Origin of the sequence: Sphingomonas oligophenolica (genome assembly GCF_039522915.1) — a bacterium.
In the GTDB taxonomy this organism is placed as follows: domain Bacteria; phylum Pseudomonadota; class Alphaproteobacteria; order Sphingomonadales; family Sphingomonadaceae; genus Sphingomonas; species Sphingomonas oligophenolica.
Map to the genome: position 1 here is coordinate 52847 of NZ_BAAAEH010000067.1, position 14365 is coordinate 67211.

Annotated in this window: 16 protein-coding genes and 1 riboswitch; of the genes, 7 read left to right on the forward strand and 9 right to left on the reverse strand. The window is 65.9% G+C overall.

Features of this window, described 5'->3' with window-relative positions; all coding sequences use genetic code 11:
* Positions 1-89 precede the first annotated feature (89 nt).
* Positions 90-653 (reverse strand): DUF5681 domain-containing protein, encoded by a 564-nt coding sequence (locus ABD050_RS28740; RefSeq protein WP_343893016.1) that lies wholly within the window; start codon positions 651-653, stop codon positions 90-92.
* Between ABD050_RS28740 and ABD050_RS28745 the strand changes: the two genes are divergently transcribed.
* Positions 642-1304, forward strand: coding sequence for a hypothetical protein (locus ABD050_RS28745; RefSeq protein ID WP_343893017.1), 663 nt, complete (start codon positions 642-644; stop codon positions 1302-1304). The genes ABD050_RS28740 and ABD050_RS28745 overlap by 12 nt on opposite strands.
* 104 nt (positions 1305-1408) lie before the next feature.
* Here ABD050_RS28745 and thiC read toward each other — a convergent pair whose 3' ends face one another.
* The 8 genes from thiC to ABD050_RS28785 all read right to left on the reverse strand — a co-directional run bounded on the left by thiC (position 1409) and on the right by ABD050_RS28785 (position 9186).
* Positions 1409-3364 carry a phosphomethylpyrimidine synthase ThiC gene (thiC, locus tag ABD050_RS28750; protein ID WP_343893018.1) on the reverse strand — a complete coding sequence of 652 codons (1956 nt, stop codon included), beginning with the start codon at positions 3362-3364 and terminating at the stop codon, positions 1409-1411.
* A 38-nt stretch (positions 3365-3402) separates the two neighbouring features.
* A riboswitch (TPP riboswitch) is annotated at positions 3403-3510 on the reverse strand.
* 82 nt (positions 3511-3592) lie between these two features.
* Complete coding sequence (locus tag ABD050_RS28755; protein WP_343893019.1) at positions 3593-4594, reverse strand: ferritin-like domain-containing protein; 1002 nt, start codon at positions 4592-4594, stop codon at positions 3593-3595.
* 27 nt (positions 4595-4621) lie between these two features.
* The gene (locus ABD050_RS28760) at positions 4622-5596 is read right to left on the reverse strand and encodes a ferritin-like domain-containing protein (protein WP_343893020.1); all 975 of its coding nucleotides are present in this window, start codon (positions 5594-5596) and stop codon (positions 4622-4624) included.
* Between the two features lie 280 nt (positions 5597-5876).
* Positions 5877-6737: a MipA/OmpV family protein gene (locus tag ABD050_RS28765; RefSeq protein ID WP_343893021.1), complete on the reverse strand. Its 861-nt coding sequence runs from the start codon at positions 6735-6737 to the stop codon at positions 5877-5879.
* Positions 6738-6814: 77 nt separating this feature from the next.
* Positions 6815-7210, reverse strand: a complete 396-nt coding sequence (locus tag ABD050_RS28770) for a DUF2141 domain-containing protein (RefSeq protein ID WP_343893051.1) — start codon at positions 7208-7210, stop codon at positions 6815-6817.
* Complete coding sequence (locus ABD050_RS28775; RefSeq protein ID WP_343893022.1) at positions 7176-7973, reverse strand: sterol desaturase family protein; 798 nt, start codon at positions 7971-7973, stop codon at positions 7176-7178. Before ABD050_RS28775 ends, ABD050_RS28770 begins: the two co-directional genes overlap by 35 nt.
* Positions 7974-8017: 44 nt before the next feature.
* The gene (locus ABD050_RS28780; RefSeq protein ID WP_343893023.1) at positions 8018-8596 is read right to left on the reverse strand and encodes a DUF2585 domain-containing protein; all 579 of its coding nucleotides are present in this window, start codon (positions 8594-8596) and stop codon (positions 8018-8020) included.
* On the reverse strand, positions 8593-9186 hold the full coding sequence (locus tag ABD050_RS28785) for a TetR/AcrR family transcriptional regulator (protein ID WP_343893024.1): 594 nt from the start codon (positions 9184-9186) through the stop codon (positions 8593-8595). Before ABD050_RS28785 ends, ABD050_RS28780 begins: the two co-directional genes overlap by 4 nt.
* Positions 9187-9270: 84 nt before the next feature.
* On the opposite strand from ABD050_RS28785, the gene ABD050_RS28790 reads away from it, so the two are divergent.
* The 6 genes from ABD050_RS28790 (at position 9271) to ABD050_RS28810 (ending at position 14363) form a co-directional block, all read left to right on the forward strand.
* Positions 9271-9885 (forward strand): glutathione binding-like protein, encoded by a 615-nt coding sequence (locus tag ABD050_RS28790; protein ID WP_343893025.1) that lies wholly within the window; start codon positions 9271-9273, stop codon positions 9883-9885.
* A 63-nt stretch (positions 9886-9948) separates the two neighbouring features.
* The gene (gene crtY, locus ABD050_RS28795; protein ID WP_343893026.1) at positions 9949-11109 is read left to right on the forward strand and encodes a lycopene beta-cyclase CrtY; all 1161 of its coding nucleotides are present in this window, start codon (positions 9949-9951) and stop codon (positions 11107-11109) included.
* Positions 11106-12587 carry a phytoene desaturase gene (locus tag ABD050_RS28800; RefSeq protein ID WP_343893027.1) on the forward strand — a complete coding sequence of 494 codons (1482 nt, stop codon included), beginning with the start codon at positions 11106-11108 and terminating at the stop codon, positions 12585-12587. The genes crtY and ABD050_RS28800 overlap by 4 nt, the downstream gene beginning before the upstream one ends.
* Entirely contained in the window at positions 12584-12823 is a 240-nt protein-coding gene (locus ABD050_RS29140) for a CPCC family cysteine-rich protein (protein ID WP_425542525.1), read from the forward strand. The genes ABD050_RS28800 and ABD050_RS29140 overlap by 4 nt, the downstream gene beginning before the upstream one ends.
* On the forward strand, positions 12820-13401 hold the full coding sequence (locus ABD050_RS28805; RefSeq protein WP_343893028.1) for an LOG family protein: 582 nt from the start codon (positions 12820-12822) through the stop codon (positions 13399-13401). The genes ABD050_RS29140 and ABD050_RS28805 overlap by 4 nt, the downstream gene beginning before the upstream one ends.
* Entirely contained in the window at positions 13398-14363 is a 966-nt protein-coding gene (locus ABD050_RS28810; protein ID WP_343893029.1) for a phytoene/squalene synthase family protein, read from the forward strand. Before ABD050_RS28805 ends, ABD050_RS28810 begins: the two co-directional genes overlap by 4 nt.
* Positions 14364-14365 lie beyond the last annotated feature (2 nt).

The following is a 14365-nucleotide window of genomic DNA, read 5'->3' on the forward strand; positions in this document are numbered from 1 at the left end:
CGGTGCCTGAATCGCGGTTGACCTACAGTGACGTGCCATAATCTCAAATTCCGGTTCCAGGCCTTGGGTAGCGCCGACCTGATCAGAGATCACTGCCCGTCACCCCCATCCTGCTCCCCGACATCCCGGATCACCACCGATCCCGATCGCTGGTCGACGATGATATCCTCCTCGTAAGGATCATATTCATCCTCCACCCCGAGCCGCTCCCGCCGCTTGGCAGCGCGCTCCTTCTCCTCGCGCTCGATCACATTGAAGATCGCCAGCTGCGCCCGCTTCTGCTCATATTCCGCCGCTTGCACCATCGCGGCCCAGCGCTCCTGCGCCCGCTGGTTGCCGCTGAGCGCGGCCATGCCGATCGCGCGGAACACCGCCTGGTTCATGGAGAGGGTGAGGACCGTGTCGCCCTCGCGCACCTCGACCATCCGATAGGCTTCGTCGAGGATCGTCTGCCGGGTCGGCTCGTCGGCGCCGCGCAGCCGGTCGCCCGGCGCGCCCGAGCGGCGCGGCCGGCCCGCCGGGTTCCCAGATCGCCCTTTCGGGAACTGGTGTTCGACCGGCGGCTTGCCCTTCCCGATCCGCCACCCGCCGGGCGCACCCGCGCCCGCCATGCCACCCCTGTCCTCGCGCGATTCAAAATCATGGTCAGCCATGTCAGCGTGCTCCTCATGAAGAGTCGCCCCCTCAAAGCCGATCTCGCGGCAATGTTGAATCGAGCTTCGCTGGAAGGCGCCCTGGCTTTCGCTGTTATGGCGGCGGCGTTTCGCTGTTCCGCGGATCGTTTACGCTGTTATCGAATAACAGCGAAAACGAGGCTTAAGCGACTGATCGAACAGAGAAATATTTCCAACAAGACGTCGGAAAAAGCGCCCGAAAAAATTTCTTTCGCTGTTCTTTCGCTGTTCCGGCCCGATAACAGCGTAAAAAGCGGGTCAGTCCGCAGCCTCGATCCTTCGACTGCGTCCGGACACGGCGACCGTCGGCACGAAGAGGTGATTCGCGCGGAGGCGCAGAGGCGCAGAGAGAGTGTGGGAGCGGAAACGCCCCGAGCAGAGGGCGCCGCCAGTCCGTCCGCGACGAAAGGGAGAGAGGGCCCCCCCTCCGGGAAGCCTCTCAGCGCCTCCGCGCCTCCGCGCGAAAATCAAAAAGAAGGTGATTTCACGCGAAGGCGCGAAGGCGCGAAGAGCGTGTGTACTGGCGGAACCGTCTCGCGCAGCAGCCGGCCCCATCACGCGCTGCGCGACGAAATGGAAAGGGCCTTCCCCTCCCGCGCAACATCTTCGCGCCTTCGCGCCTTCGCGTGAACAGTACAACGCTCCGGCGAAGCGCCGTCCCCGATATGGATCGGGGCTATTCCTCCCTCGGCCCAGCCCCGATCCCCGTCCTGAAAGTACGGAACGAGCGCCGATCACTCGGCGGGAAGATAGATCTCCCCGCCCTTCTCGCGGAATTTCTCGCTCATCTCGTTCATGCCCTTCTCGGCCTCGGCAACTGAAACCGGGTTGGCGAACAGCGAGCGCGCCGCATCCCCATCCGCCGGCGCATCGGCCGCAAGGAAGGTATCCGCCGGCGCATTCTGCTTCGCCGCGAAGTCGCGCACCTCCTGGGTGATCTTCATCGAGCAGAATTTCGGCCCGCACATCGAGCAGAAATGCGCCGTCTTGGCGCCCTCCGCCGGGAGCGTCTCGTCATGATATTGCTCAGCGGTATCCGGATCGAGACTGAGGTTGAACTGGTCGCGCCAGCGGAACTCGAACCGCGCGCGGCTCACCGCATCGTCGCGCATCTTCGCCGCCGGATGCCCCTTGGCGAGATCGGCTGCGTGCGCCGCGAGCTTGTAGGTGACGACACCCACCTTCACATCGTCGCGGTCGGGGAGGCCAAGATGCTCCTTGGGCGTGACGTAGCAGAGCATCGCCGTGCCGTACCAGCCGATCATCGCAGCACCGATGCCGCTGGTGATATGGTCGTATCCCGGCGCGATGTCGGTGGTGAGCGGCCCGAGCGTGTAGAAGGGCGCCTCGCCGCAGACCTCGAGCTGCTTGTCCATATTCTCCTTGATCTTGTGCATCGGCACATGGCCGGGGCCCTCGATCATCACCTGGACGTCGCTCTTCCACGCGCGGTGGGTGAGCTCGCCGAGCGTGTAGAGCTCGCTGAACTGCGCCTCGTCGTTTGCGTCCGCAATGCTGCCGGGGCGCAGGCCATCGCCGAGGCTGTAGGCGATGTCATACGCCTTCATGATCTCGGTGATCTCGTCGAAGCGCTCGTAGAGGAAGCTCTCCTTGTGGTGGCTGAGGCACCATTTCGCCATGATCGAGCCGCCGCGGCTGACGATGCCGGTCACGCGCTTGGCGGTCATCGGAATATAGGCGAGGCGGACGCCGGCATGGATGGTGAAATAGTCGACGCCCTGCTCGGCCTGCTCGATCAGCGTATCGCGGAAGATCTCCCAGGTCAGGTCCTCGGCCACGCCGCCGACCTTCTCCAGCGCCTGGTAGATCGGCACGGTGCCGATCGGCACCGGGCTGTTGCGGATGATCCATTCGCGGGTGTCGTGGATGTTGCGCCCCGTCGAGAGGTCCATCACCGTGTCGGCGCCCCAGCGGATCGACCAGACCATCTTGTCGACCTCGGCGGCGACGTTGGAGGCGACGGCCGAGTTGCCGATATTGGCGTTGATCTTGACCAGGAAGTTGCGGCCGATCGCCATCGGCTCGGATTCGGGGTGATTGATATTGTTGGGGATGATCGCCCGGCCGCGCGCGACTTCGTCGCGGACGAATTCGGGGGTGACGTAATCGGGGATCGACGCGCCGAAATCCTGGCCGTCGCGGATCAGCTTCTCCTTGGCGGCGGCGCGGCCGATATTCTCGCGGATCGCGACATATTCCATCTCGGGGGTGATGATGCCCCGCCTGGCATAATGCATCTGGCTGACGTTCATGCCGGGCTTGGCGCGCAAGGGGCGCTTCACGACATTGGGGAATTGCGGCACGCCGGCGGAGCGGTCGGGGCCCGACAGGCCATTATCCTCGGGGCGGGTCTCGCGCGCGTCATAGGCCTCGACATCGCCGCGGCCGAGGATCCAGTCGCGGCGGAGGGCCGGCAGGCCGGCCTGGATGTCGATCAGCGCCTTGGGGTCGGTGTACGGGCCCGAGGTGTCATAGACCCGCAAGGGCGGCTCGCCGCATGACGGCTCGAGCATGATCTCGCGCATGGCGACCTTCACGCCGGGAATGCTCGGCGAGGCGACATGGATCTTGCGGCTGCCACGGATTGCGCCCGTGGTGACGCCAATTTCAGTGCGGGCGGGCCGCTGGCTGCCAGCAGCCAGTTCCAGCTTCGAATCAATGTCTGCCATGCGTATCGCTCCATATGCCGGAGCGAGGACGGGTTTCGACTTGAAAACCGCTCCCTCCCTCCGCCGGTCTCAACCGGATCAGGTTCGGCGGGTCGTGGCTTCAGCCACCTCTCAGCCGCTTGCGCGCGGCCCCCCGGGGAAAGCGCGACCGTAGGACGGTCGGCGGACAAAGAAAAGGCCGCGCGACATGGCGTCGCGCGGCCCTGGAGAGTCGAAGGAGAAGCGCCCTTAGTTCGCGGCGCTCATCGTCAGGAAATTGCCGTTGAAGCCGTTGGGGAAGAAGCCTCCGCCGAGCACCGCGTTATGATTGGTGTAGAAGATGTTGAGCACCTGGCCTGGGGTGCGGCCATAGACGATGCCGTTCGAATCGGCCGGCGTGATGTTCGCCGCCCCGCCGGCGACCACGCCCTGATCATCGTCGGTTGCGGCGCCATCGAGGCTGTCGCGGGCGTCGCTGAGCAGGCCGGCGTTCGTCCGCGCGGCCGGGTCCGCGCTCATGTAGAGCTGGCTGCGGATCAGGGCTGCGTGATGCGATTCGGTCGCGAGAATCCCCGCCACCGCGTTCATATAGATTCCGGCGGAAAGCAGCGGGATCAGCCCGCGATAGGCGGTCACGACGACATCCTCGAGCAGGAAGGCGCCGAGCAGGAAGTTCGTGTCGCTGGCATAAGGGTCGAAAACGGGCAGGCCGGCGGCGACGGCGAGCTTGGCGAAGCCCCCGTTGGCGCTGTTCGAAATGTCGATCGCCGGCTCGGCGACCGCGGCGGTGCCGGTCATCGAGCGCAGGAAGCCGACATGGGCGAGCTCGTCGGCTGCGATCTCGCGGGCATATTGGGCGTTCAGCGGATCGGTAAAATTCACCAGGGCGCCGCCGGTGACCGCGCCCTGAGTGCCGACCCCGGTGAGCACCGTCGGCCCGCCCGTGGGCCCGGGCAGCGCGCTGATGCCGGCGCCGGTGGTCGCGCGGATGAAATATTCAGCCTCGAGATACTCGAAGTTGAGGGCGAAGTTCAGATAATCCACATCGAGCGCAACGGTCGACGACGGGGTGGGCGTCGGCGTCGGCGTGGGGGTCGGGGTTGGCGTCGGGGTGCTGCTGCTGCTGCCGCTGCACGCGGCGAGGCCGGCCGCCAGCGTGGCGCCGCCCGCGAGCTGCATGAAACGGCGGCGCTCGACCCGGCGCCGTTCGCCCGCTTCGAGGACCTGGATCAGGGTTTCTTTATCGATCATCGTGAAATCTTCCCTTGAGCCCGGCGATCAGTTCGCGGTGCTGGCTTTGATCGTGCCGTTGAGGCCGGCCGTGAAGAATCCGCCCAGGCTGACCGAGGCGCTGTTGAGATAATATTCGTTCAGCACATTGCCGGTCGAGCGCCCGAGGATGCTGCCATTGGGTGCGGCGGGCACGACGTTCGAGACCAGATTGCCGCTGACCGTTGTCGGCGAGATTCCCTGATCGAGATCGGTGGTGCCGTCGAGATTGTCGCGGACGTTGGAGATCTTGTCGGCGCTGGTGCGCAGCGATGGCGTGGTCGCGCCCTTGGCATAGAGCAGAGCGCGGATCACGGCCGCATGATGCGCGTGAGTCGCGAGAATGCCCGAGGCGGCGGCGAGCAGGGTCTTGTCGCTGATCACCGTGATCGCGCCGATATAGGCAGTGACGAGGACGTCCTCGATCATGAAGGCGCCGAGCAGGAAATTGCCGTCGCTGGCATAGGGATCGAACGCGCCGGCGGTGTCGATGCCAGCGGCGGTGGCGAGCTTGCCGAACGCGCTCGTGGCGCTGGTGCCGAGATCGATCGCCGGCTGGGACCGGACGCCGTCAGTGCCGAGCTGCGCGCGGATATAGGTGATGTTCGCAACCAGGTCCCGGGTGATCTCGGCCGCATATTCGGTGACGACCGGATCGGTGAAGGTCACCCGGCGCGCGCCGGTGGCCGCGCCCACCGTGTCCGCGGTCTGGCCCGTCAGCAGCGCAGGGGAGAGGCCCGTGCCCGTCGTTGCGAAGCTGAAATATTCGCCGGCAAGGTAATCGAGCTGGCAGAGGAAGACGAAGATGTCATTGTCGGCGATGGTCGCCGCCGATGCGGAGGTCGCGATCGCCAGCGCCGAGGCGCCCGCTGCCGTGACCGCGGCGGCGCCGAGCGCCGCCTTGAAGAACTCGCGGCGTTCGTTTCGGCTATCGGGGTTTGCGGTTTCGGCGCCCGGTTCGATCAGCTGCTGGTCGTCGGTCATGGACGTGACCTCTCCTTGAGATGCTTCCGCGCAAACGGAAAAAATATGCCGGTCACAACCAGTTGCGATTGAAGGAGCAAGTCGTCCGACCGGATTCGCTCCCCGGGTAGCCGATGTCCGGGGGCGACTTCAACAGCCGTAGCGGCGGATTCTGGCGAAAAGGCGGCCTTGTGTGATTTTGAGGACGTCCCACCCTCGGCCGCCCGTGGTTTCCGGCGATGCGTCGCATCGCTGGAATGGCGGTGGAGGGTGGTGCCGGATCGCAGCCGACGGGCTGGGCCTAAAAGGTGTAGCCGAGGCCGATCGCGCCGAACCATTGATTGGGGCTGCCGACGATACGGGTCACCGGGCTGGCGGCGAAATCATTCTCCATGCGGCTATAGGACCCGGTGAAGAACAGGCCGAGGCCGTGGAGCAGGTCGCCGGTCAGCGCATGGCCGCCGATCACGCCGAAGGTCACGTCCTTCCACCCCTTGCGGCCGGTGAAGACGGGCAGGCCGCTGCGTAGCGCGCCGGCGGCATCGACATCGTAATAAGCGGTGGCATAGCCGGTGCCGGCATAATCCGCCGACGCCGACAGCCCGACAAAGGCCTTGCGGCTGAGCGGGGTGGTGTACTGGATCTGCGGGGTGATGACGTAGCTCTTGTAGATGCCGCTCACGTCATGGACATAGGCGACGCGCACCGTCAGATTGTCGTAATCGCTGGTGATCAGGCCGGTCTTGCCGATGCCGATAAAGCCGCCCGCCTCGAGCGCGAGCTTGCGCTCGCCGAGCGCCCTGACCTGCGGATCGACGATCCGGCTGGTGCGGTTGAAGTTGATGCCGACGATCGGGCCGAGCTCGAAATCGACGCCCGGCCCCGGCGGGCTCGGGATCGCGTTGACGTAGAGCTGGGTGTTGCGGGTGAAGAAGCTGAAATCATGCACCTTGCCGCGCGCCGCGACGGCCGGGGTCAGGACATAGTCGTTCGAGCCTTCATAGCTCGGCATATAGGCGCCGCCGACGCCGATCGTCAGGCTGCTGTGATCGGCTTCTACCGTGGCATCGGTCTTCGAATCCTGTGCGAAGGCGGGCGCGGCGGTGCAGGCCAGGGCCGCGGACAGGCCGAGCAGGGGCAGTAAACGAAAGGTAGATGTCATAGGTCGGGCTCCGGACGCTTGAAGAGTTGTTTTCCCGGGAACGCAGGGCCGGCTGCTTTGTGTCCGACGCGCGGCCGTTACAGCATGTAGCGCATGCGTACCTGTTGCGCATCGGCATCAGTCGACAGCGTGAAGCGGGCGGCATTGAAGCTCGGCGGGCCGAAGGTGATGACGGGATTGCGCGAGAAGCCGAAGCCCTCGCGCGGGATGCCGGCAAAGGTATCGAGCTTGCCGTTGCTGTTCTCGTCATGGATCACCGCGATCGCATAGACGCCGCGCGGCAGCCCCTCGAAGCTGATGTCGTGGCCGGTGGCCGCGACGGACCGGGTCACCGCCAGCGCGCCATTCCCGCAGGCCGGGAAATTGGCTGGCGTCGCGGTCAGGCAGATGCGGATCAGGCCATGAGTCGAGCGGAGCTTCGCGACATCGAGCGCAAGGCTAGAGACCGGGGTCGCGCCCGGCAGCAGCGCCATCGCGATCGCCGCCGGCACGATCCTTTTTGCGAACAGGCGCGCGGCCGAAATCGCCGATCCCCCGGTCGGTGCCGCAAAGCCGGTCCCAGAAGCGGAAATAGAGACCATAATTACCCCCATATTGCTCATGATGGCGCTGGTGATGGCTCGCGGTGATGAGCCAGGCACCCAATCGCCCCCGCCACATGAAGGCGGGGAACATCTCCCAGCCCATATGATTGGTGACACCCATAACCGTCATCACGCTGAGCACCACCGCCAGTGCCGTCGGATGGATCGGAATCAGGAACACCAGTAGCGGAATTGCCACAGCCCCGGTCAGCGCCTCGATCGGATGGAAGGCCATCGCTGCCCAGGCAGTGGGGGGACGGCTGGCATGATGGACTGCATGGGCGAGGCGGAACAGGCGGGGCCGGTGCATCCAGCGATGAGTCCAGTAGAACCAGCTATCGTGCGCCGCGAGATAGAGCAGCACCGAGAGCGGCAGATACCAGAGCGGGAAGGCATTGAGGTCGCGGTAGATCAGCGTCCAGCCGCGATTCTGCCAGCCCCAGGCGACGATGCCGGCGGGTACGCCATAGATCGCGGCCGACGCGAGGCTCCAGCCGATCTCGCGCCTGATCTGCGGATCGAGGCCGGCATAGAGGCCGGGATGGCGGGCACGCGTCGCGGCGGCAAAGGCGCCGCTGACAATCAGATAGCGCACCCCGACGATCAGCGTCATCGCCAGCGCGGAGAAGAGAATGGCGATCGCGAGGGTCATCGAAACCCCTTACACGGCAAAGCCGTAACCCGTCATTGCCGCAATTATCCGCCCTGCCACGTCCTGATCGCGTCGATCGGCCAGACCAGCATCACGATGTTGAGGGTCAGATTGTCGCGGATGACGGCGAGCGTCATCAGCTCGAAGCCGATCGCGAGGGCAATGGTCGCCCGGGCGGGAAGGCGCCCCGCCACCCCGAAGCCGAAGGCCATCCAGCCGATATCGCACAGCGAATTGAGGATCGAATCGCCCGAATAGCCGACCGCGACGGTCGCCTCCCGGTAGCGATCGATGATCAGCGGCGAATTCTCGAGCAGCTCCCAGCCGCCTTCGACGAGCACGGCCGCTGCCGGCGCCCAGGCGCGCAGGCCCGGGCTGCCGCGCAGGAGCAGATGCGCGGCGCCGTAGAAGAGGAAGCCATGGATGATATGGCTGAAGCTGTACCAGTCAGCGACCTGCTGGCTTGTCTCGGGCGACTGCGCGGCGCCCTGCCACAGGCTGATCCGCCCGCAGGGGCAGATTGGCGGGCGTCCGGCCGTCAGCTCGATCGCGCCGACCAGCAGGAAAAGGGCGATGACGACAAGCGCTACGCGGTGGCGCGTGACGAAGGCCCGCGCGGTCAAGGGATCATCGCGATGCACTCGGCCGCGATTCGGTCGAGCTCGTCGCGCGGCACGCCGGCGCGGGCGCGGACGCCGAGCGAATGCAGCACCGACATGACGATCCGCGCGGCCGGTTCCGGATTGGCGATGCCGGCGGCCGCGAACAGGCGGGCCATACGTTCGTCCTGCAGCGTGATGATGCGGAGCAGCGCGGCGCGGATATCGGGGTCGGCGGCCGCCTCGGTGGTCGCGGTGGCGACGGCAAGGCAGCCCGAGGGGGCGACCTCGCCGGTCAGATAGCCGTCGATCGTCCGCGCGAAGATCGTCCTGAGCAGCGTGTCGCGCGGCAGCCGCGCCGCGGCGATCCCGTCGAACAGTCCCTCCAGCCGCTGATGGAGCCGCGACAGAGTCGCGAGGTACAGCGCGCGTTTGTCGCCGAACGCGGCATAGAGGCTGGGGCGGGCAAGGCCGGTCGCCTCGGCGAGGTCGTCGAGCGAGGTGCCGGCGAAGCCGTGCGTGCGGAACCGTTCAGCCGCTGCCTTGAGCGCAATCTCGGTGTCGAAGCTGCGCGGGCGGCCGCGCGAACGCTGCGATGAGGGGGCGGCGGACAATTTCTATACCATTTCGCAAAGAACCATTGACGCGATATTATGCGAAACGGTATGGAAATCAACCTCACCCCAGGGAGACTGAACATGAAGCTCTATTTCGTGCCCTTCGCCTGCTCGCTCGCCACCCGGATCGCCATCGCGGAAGCTGAGCTCGATGCCGATTTCATTCAGGTCAGGCCGGGCGAGCCACTGCCCGACGGGCGACCGTTCACCGCGATCAGCCCGATGGGCTATGTGCCGGCGATGGAGACCGCGAGCGGGCTGGTGCTGAGCGAGGGGCCGGCGGTGCTCACCTATATCGCCGATCTCGCCGCCGAGGGCGTGCTTGCGCCGGCGCCCTATACCGAGGAGCGCTATCAGATGATGCGCTGGCTCAATTTCGTCTCCACCGAGCTGCACAAGGCGGTATTCGCGCCGCTGATGACCAGCAAATCGACCGATGGCGCGCGCGACTGGGCGAAGGGCCTGGCGGCAAAGCGCTTCGATCTGTTGTCGGCGCACCTCGACGGCCAGGAATATCTGGTCGGCAGCTTCAGTGTTGCCGATGCCTATCTGCTGAGCGTGCTCAACTGGTGCGAGTTCGCCGGGGTCGCGATCGTCGACTGGCCCGTGCTTGTCGCCTGGCGCGCGAAGATGCGGGCGCGCCCTTCCGTCGCGGAGGCAATGGCCACCGAGATGCCCCTCCGCCAGGCCGCCTGACCGCGCGACGCGCCCTTCGCTGCCCGATTTGCGCGCGACGGCGAATCGGGTAGTGGTTGGGCAATGCCGGCCGTCATTCCCTGCGACATTGCGATCGTCGGCGCCGGGCTCGCCGGCGGCCTGCTGACTCTGGCGCTGAAGAAGAAGCGGCCCGATCTCGATGTGCGCCTGATCGAGGGCTCGGGGCGGATCGGCGGCAATCATCTCTGGTCCTTCTTCGCCAGCGACGTGGCTGATGCCGATCGCTGGATCGTCGCACCGCTGATCTCCTATGGCTGGAAAGGCTACGACGTGGCGTTTCCCGGCCATGCCCGCACCCTTGAAGCGGCTTATTATTCGATCGAATCCGAGCGGCTCGATTCAGTCGTGCGCGCGGCTTTGCCCGACGGCGCGCTGATGACCCGGCGCCGGGTGCTCGGCGCCAGCGCGACCGCGGTGGTGATGGCTGATGGCGACCGTGTCGAGGCGAAGGGCGTCATCGATGCGCGCGGGGCCGGCGATCTCGGGCTGCTCGAGCTCGGCTGGCAGAAATTCCTCGGCCGCGAGCTGCGCCTCGCCGAGCCGCACGAGGCGCCGCGGCCGATGGTGATGGACGCGACCGTCGAGCAGCTAGACGGCTATCGCTTCGTCTATTGCCTGCCCTTCGCGGCAACGCGGATGTTCGTCGAGGACACGTATTACAGCGACACGCCGGAACTCGACCAGGATGCACTGAGCGCGCGGATCGACGCCTATGTGGCGGCGCGGGGCTGGCAGGTCGATACGGTCGCGCGCGAGGAGGGGGGCGTGCTGCCGGTCGCGATGGGCGGTGACTTCGAGGAATATTGGCGCTCGGGCGGCAACAAGGTCGCCAAGGCGGGGATGCGCGCGGGGCTGTTCCACCCGACGACCGGCTATTCGCTGCCCGACGCGGTACGAACCGCGGCGATGATCGCCAGCGCGACCGATCTGTCGGGCGCTGCGCTGCATGACCTGACTCACCGATTTGCCCGAAGCATGTGGCGTCGGCGCGGCTTTTACCGCATGCTCGACACCATGTTGTTCAAGGCGGCCGAGCCCGCCGAACGCTATCGAATCCTCGAACGCTTCTATCGTCTCGATCCCCGGCTTATAGGCCGCTTCTATGCAGGACGATCGACCATGACCGACAAGGCACGATTGCTGATGGGCAAGCCCCCGGTTCCGATCGGCCGCGCTCTGGCCGCGATCCGGGGCGCTTCATGAACCGCAAGGCGATCATCATCGGCGCCGGGTTCGGCGGACTCGCGCTCGGCATCAGGCTGCAATCGGCCGGCGTCGAGACAGTGATCGTCGAGGCGCGCGATAAGGCCGGCGGGCGCGCTTATGTGTGGGAGAAGGACGGTTTCACCTTCGATGCCGGGCCGACGGTCATCACTGATCCGCCCTGCCTGAAGGAACTCTGGGCGCTGACCGGGCGCGACATGGCCGAGGACGTAACGCTCGAGCCGGTGCTGCCCTTCTACCGGCTCAACTGGCCCGACGGCACCAGCTTCGACTATACCAATGACGATCAGGTGCTGATGGCGGAGATCGCCAAGCTCAACCCCGAGGATGTCGCCGGGTACCGCAAGTTCCTCGAATATTCGGCCGGCGTCTTTCACGAGGGTTATGAGAAGCTGGGCAGCGTCGCGTTCCTCGACTTCGCGTCGATGATCAAGGCGGCGCCGTCGCTGGTGAAATATCAGGCCTGGCGCTCGGTCTATTCGATCGTGTCGAGCTTCGTGAAGAGCGACTATCTGCGCCAGGCGCTCTCGTTCCACACGCTCCTGGTCGGCGGCAACCCGATGACGACGAGCGCGATCTACGCGCTGATCCACAAGCTGGAGCGGGACGGCGGGGTGTGGTTCGCCAAGGGCGGCACCAGCCAGCTGGTCGCCGGCATGGTCACGCATTTCGAGCGGCTCGGCGGGGTGCTTCGGCTCGGCGATCCGGTCGTCAGCATTGAGACGCTCGGCGACAAGGCAACCGGCGTCACGACGGCATCGGGCTGGGAAGGCAAGGCCGATATGGTCGCGTGCAATGGCGACGTCGTGCACATCTACCGCGACCTGCTGAAGAGCTCGCGCAGCGCGCAGCGGACCAGGGACTCGCTCGAACGCAAGCGCTATTCGCCGTCCCTGTTCGTCGTCCATTTCGGGATCAAGGGCACCTGGCCCGGCATCCCGCACCACATGATCCTGTTCGGCCCGCGCTACAAAGGCCTGCTGACCGACCTGTACGAGACGGGCGTGTTGCCGGAGGATTTCTCGCTTTATCTGCACCACCCGACCGTGACTGATCCGAGCCTCGCGCCCGAGGGCCATTCGACCTTCTATGCGCTGGCGCCGGTGCCGCATCTCGGCAAATTCCCGGTCGACTGGGCCGAGATCGGGCCGATCCTGGAAAAACGTATCCTTGACGAGATCGGGCGGCGGCTGATCCCCGATATCCATGAGCGGATCGTGACCAAATTCCATTACGCGCCGAGCGACTTCGCGCATGACCTGAACGCGCATCTCGGCAGCGCCTTCAGCCTCGAGCCGATCCTGACCCAAAGCGCCTGGTTCCGCGTCCATAATCGCGACGACCATATCCCGAACCTCTATTTCGTCGGCGCTGGGACTCATCCGGGCGCCGGGATTCCGGGCGTGGTGGGAAGCGCGAAAGCAACCGCGGCGCTGATGCTGGAAAGGCCGAAATGAGTGAGGCTTGCCCTTGTTGCGGCTATCTCACCTTGAGCGAGCGCGGCACGCATGAGATTTGCGGTGTTTGTTTCTGGGAAGACGACGGTCGGACCGCGAGCCTCGATGAGGTTCGCGACGGACCCAATGGGCGCCTCAGCCTGACGAGGGCGCAAGAGAATTATCGGGCCTATGGCGCTTGCGAGAGACGGTACCTCGTCAATGTTCGCCTGCCGTCCGCATCGGAGATCGCATGAATCGCCTCGCTGTTTATTGCGGATCGGCAACGCCAGCCGACCCGGTCTATCTCGATGCCGCCCGCGCCGTCGGCCGTACGCTTGCCGAGCGCGGGATCGGCGTCGTCTATGGCGGCGGACGGCTCGGACTGATGGGCGCGGTCGCCGACAGCGCGCTGGCGGCGGGTGGCGAGGTGATCGGCATCATCCCCCGTGCGCTGGTCGATGCCGAGGTCGCGCATCGCGGGCTGACCGAGCTGCATGTCGTCGACACGATGCACCAGCGCAAACAGGCCTTTACCGATCTGTCCGACGGCTTCGTCAACCTGCCCGGCGGCACGGGCACGATGGACGAATTGTGGGAAGCGTTGAGCTGGGCGCAGATCGGCTATCATTCAAAGCCGGTCGGCCTGCTCAACAGCGCCGGCTATTATGATCATCTGATCGCCTTTTATCACCATATGGCCGAGGTCGGCTTCCTGCGTGCGCAGCACAAGGACATCCTGATCATCGATGCCGAACTCGACGGGCTGCTCGCGAAGATGGCGGCGCATGTGCCGATCGAGGCGATCACCAGGATGAGCAAATCGGACCTGTGAGCGAACTCCCGACGCGCGACGCGATCGTCGCGACCGCGCAGGAATCGATCGCGCGCGGCTCGAAGAGCTTTGCCGCGGCGAGCCGGCTGTTCGACCGGCCGACCTGCGAGCGGGCCTGGCTGCTCTATGCCTGGTGCCGCCGCTGCGACGACATCGCCGACGGGCAGGATCACGGCCATAATATGACAATGGTCGACGACGCACCCGCCCGGCTCGAGCGCCTGTCGGCGATGACCGAGGCGGCGCTGGCCGGCGACTGGGTCGGCGACCCGGCGTTCGATGCGCTGCGGATCGTTGCCGCCGAGACGAAGCTGCCACCCCGGTTCGCGCGCGACCTGGTTGCGGGGTTCGCGCTCGACGCGGAGGATTGGCGGCCGCGCAGCGAGGAGGATCTCTATCGTTATTGCTACCATGTCGCCGGCGCGGTCGGCTGCATGATGGCGGTGGTGATGGGGGTGTCGCCCGACGACGAGGCGACGCTCGATCGCGCCTGCGATCTCGGCATGGCATTTCAGCTCGCCAATATCGCGCGCGACGTCGAAGAAGACGACCGGGTCGGGCGCTGCTACATTCCCGTAGACTGGCTCGCGGAAATGGATATCCCGCCCGGCGAGCATATGAAGCCGCCTTATCGGCAGCGGCTGGCGGTGCTTGCGTCGCGGCTCGCCGATCGCGCCGCTGCCTTCGAGGCGAGCGCGCGCCTCGGCACGCCGAATTTGTCGTTCCGGTCGGCCTGGGCGGTGCTGGCGGCGGCGGGGATCTATGGAGCGATCGGCCGCGATGTGGCGGCGCTCGGCGAGCATGCCTGGGATCGCCGCGTTTCCACGCCGGCCATGGCCAAGATCGCGATGATCGCGCGCGCCGCGTCGCAAGCGTTGAAGCGGCGCGCGTTATACCCGCCCGCGCCCCGCAATCCTGCGCTCTGGACGCGCCCGAGAGAGCCCGCCCGAACGCTCCGCTAACC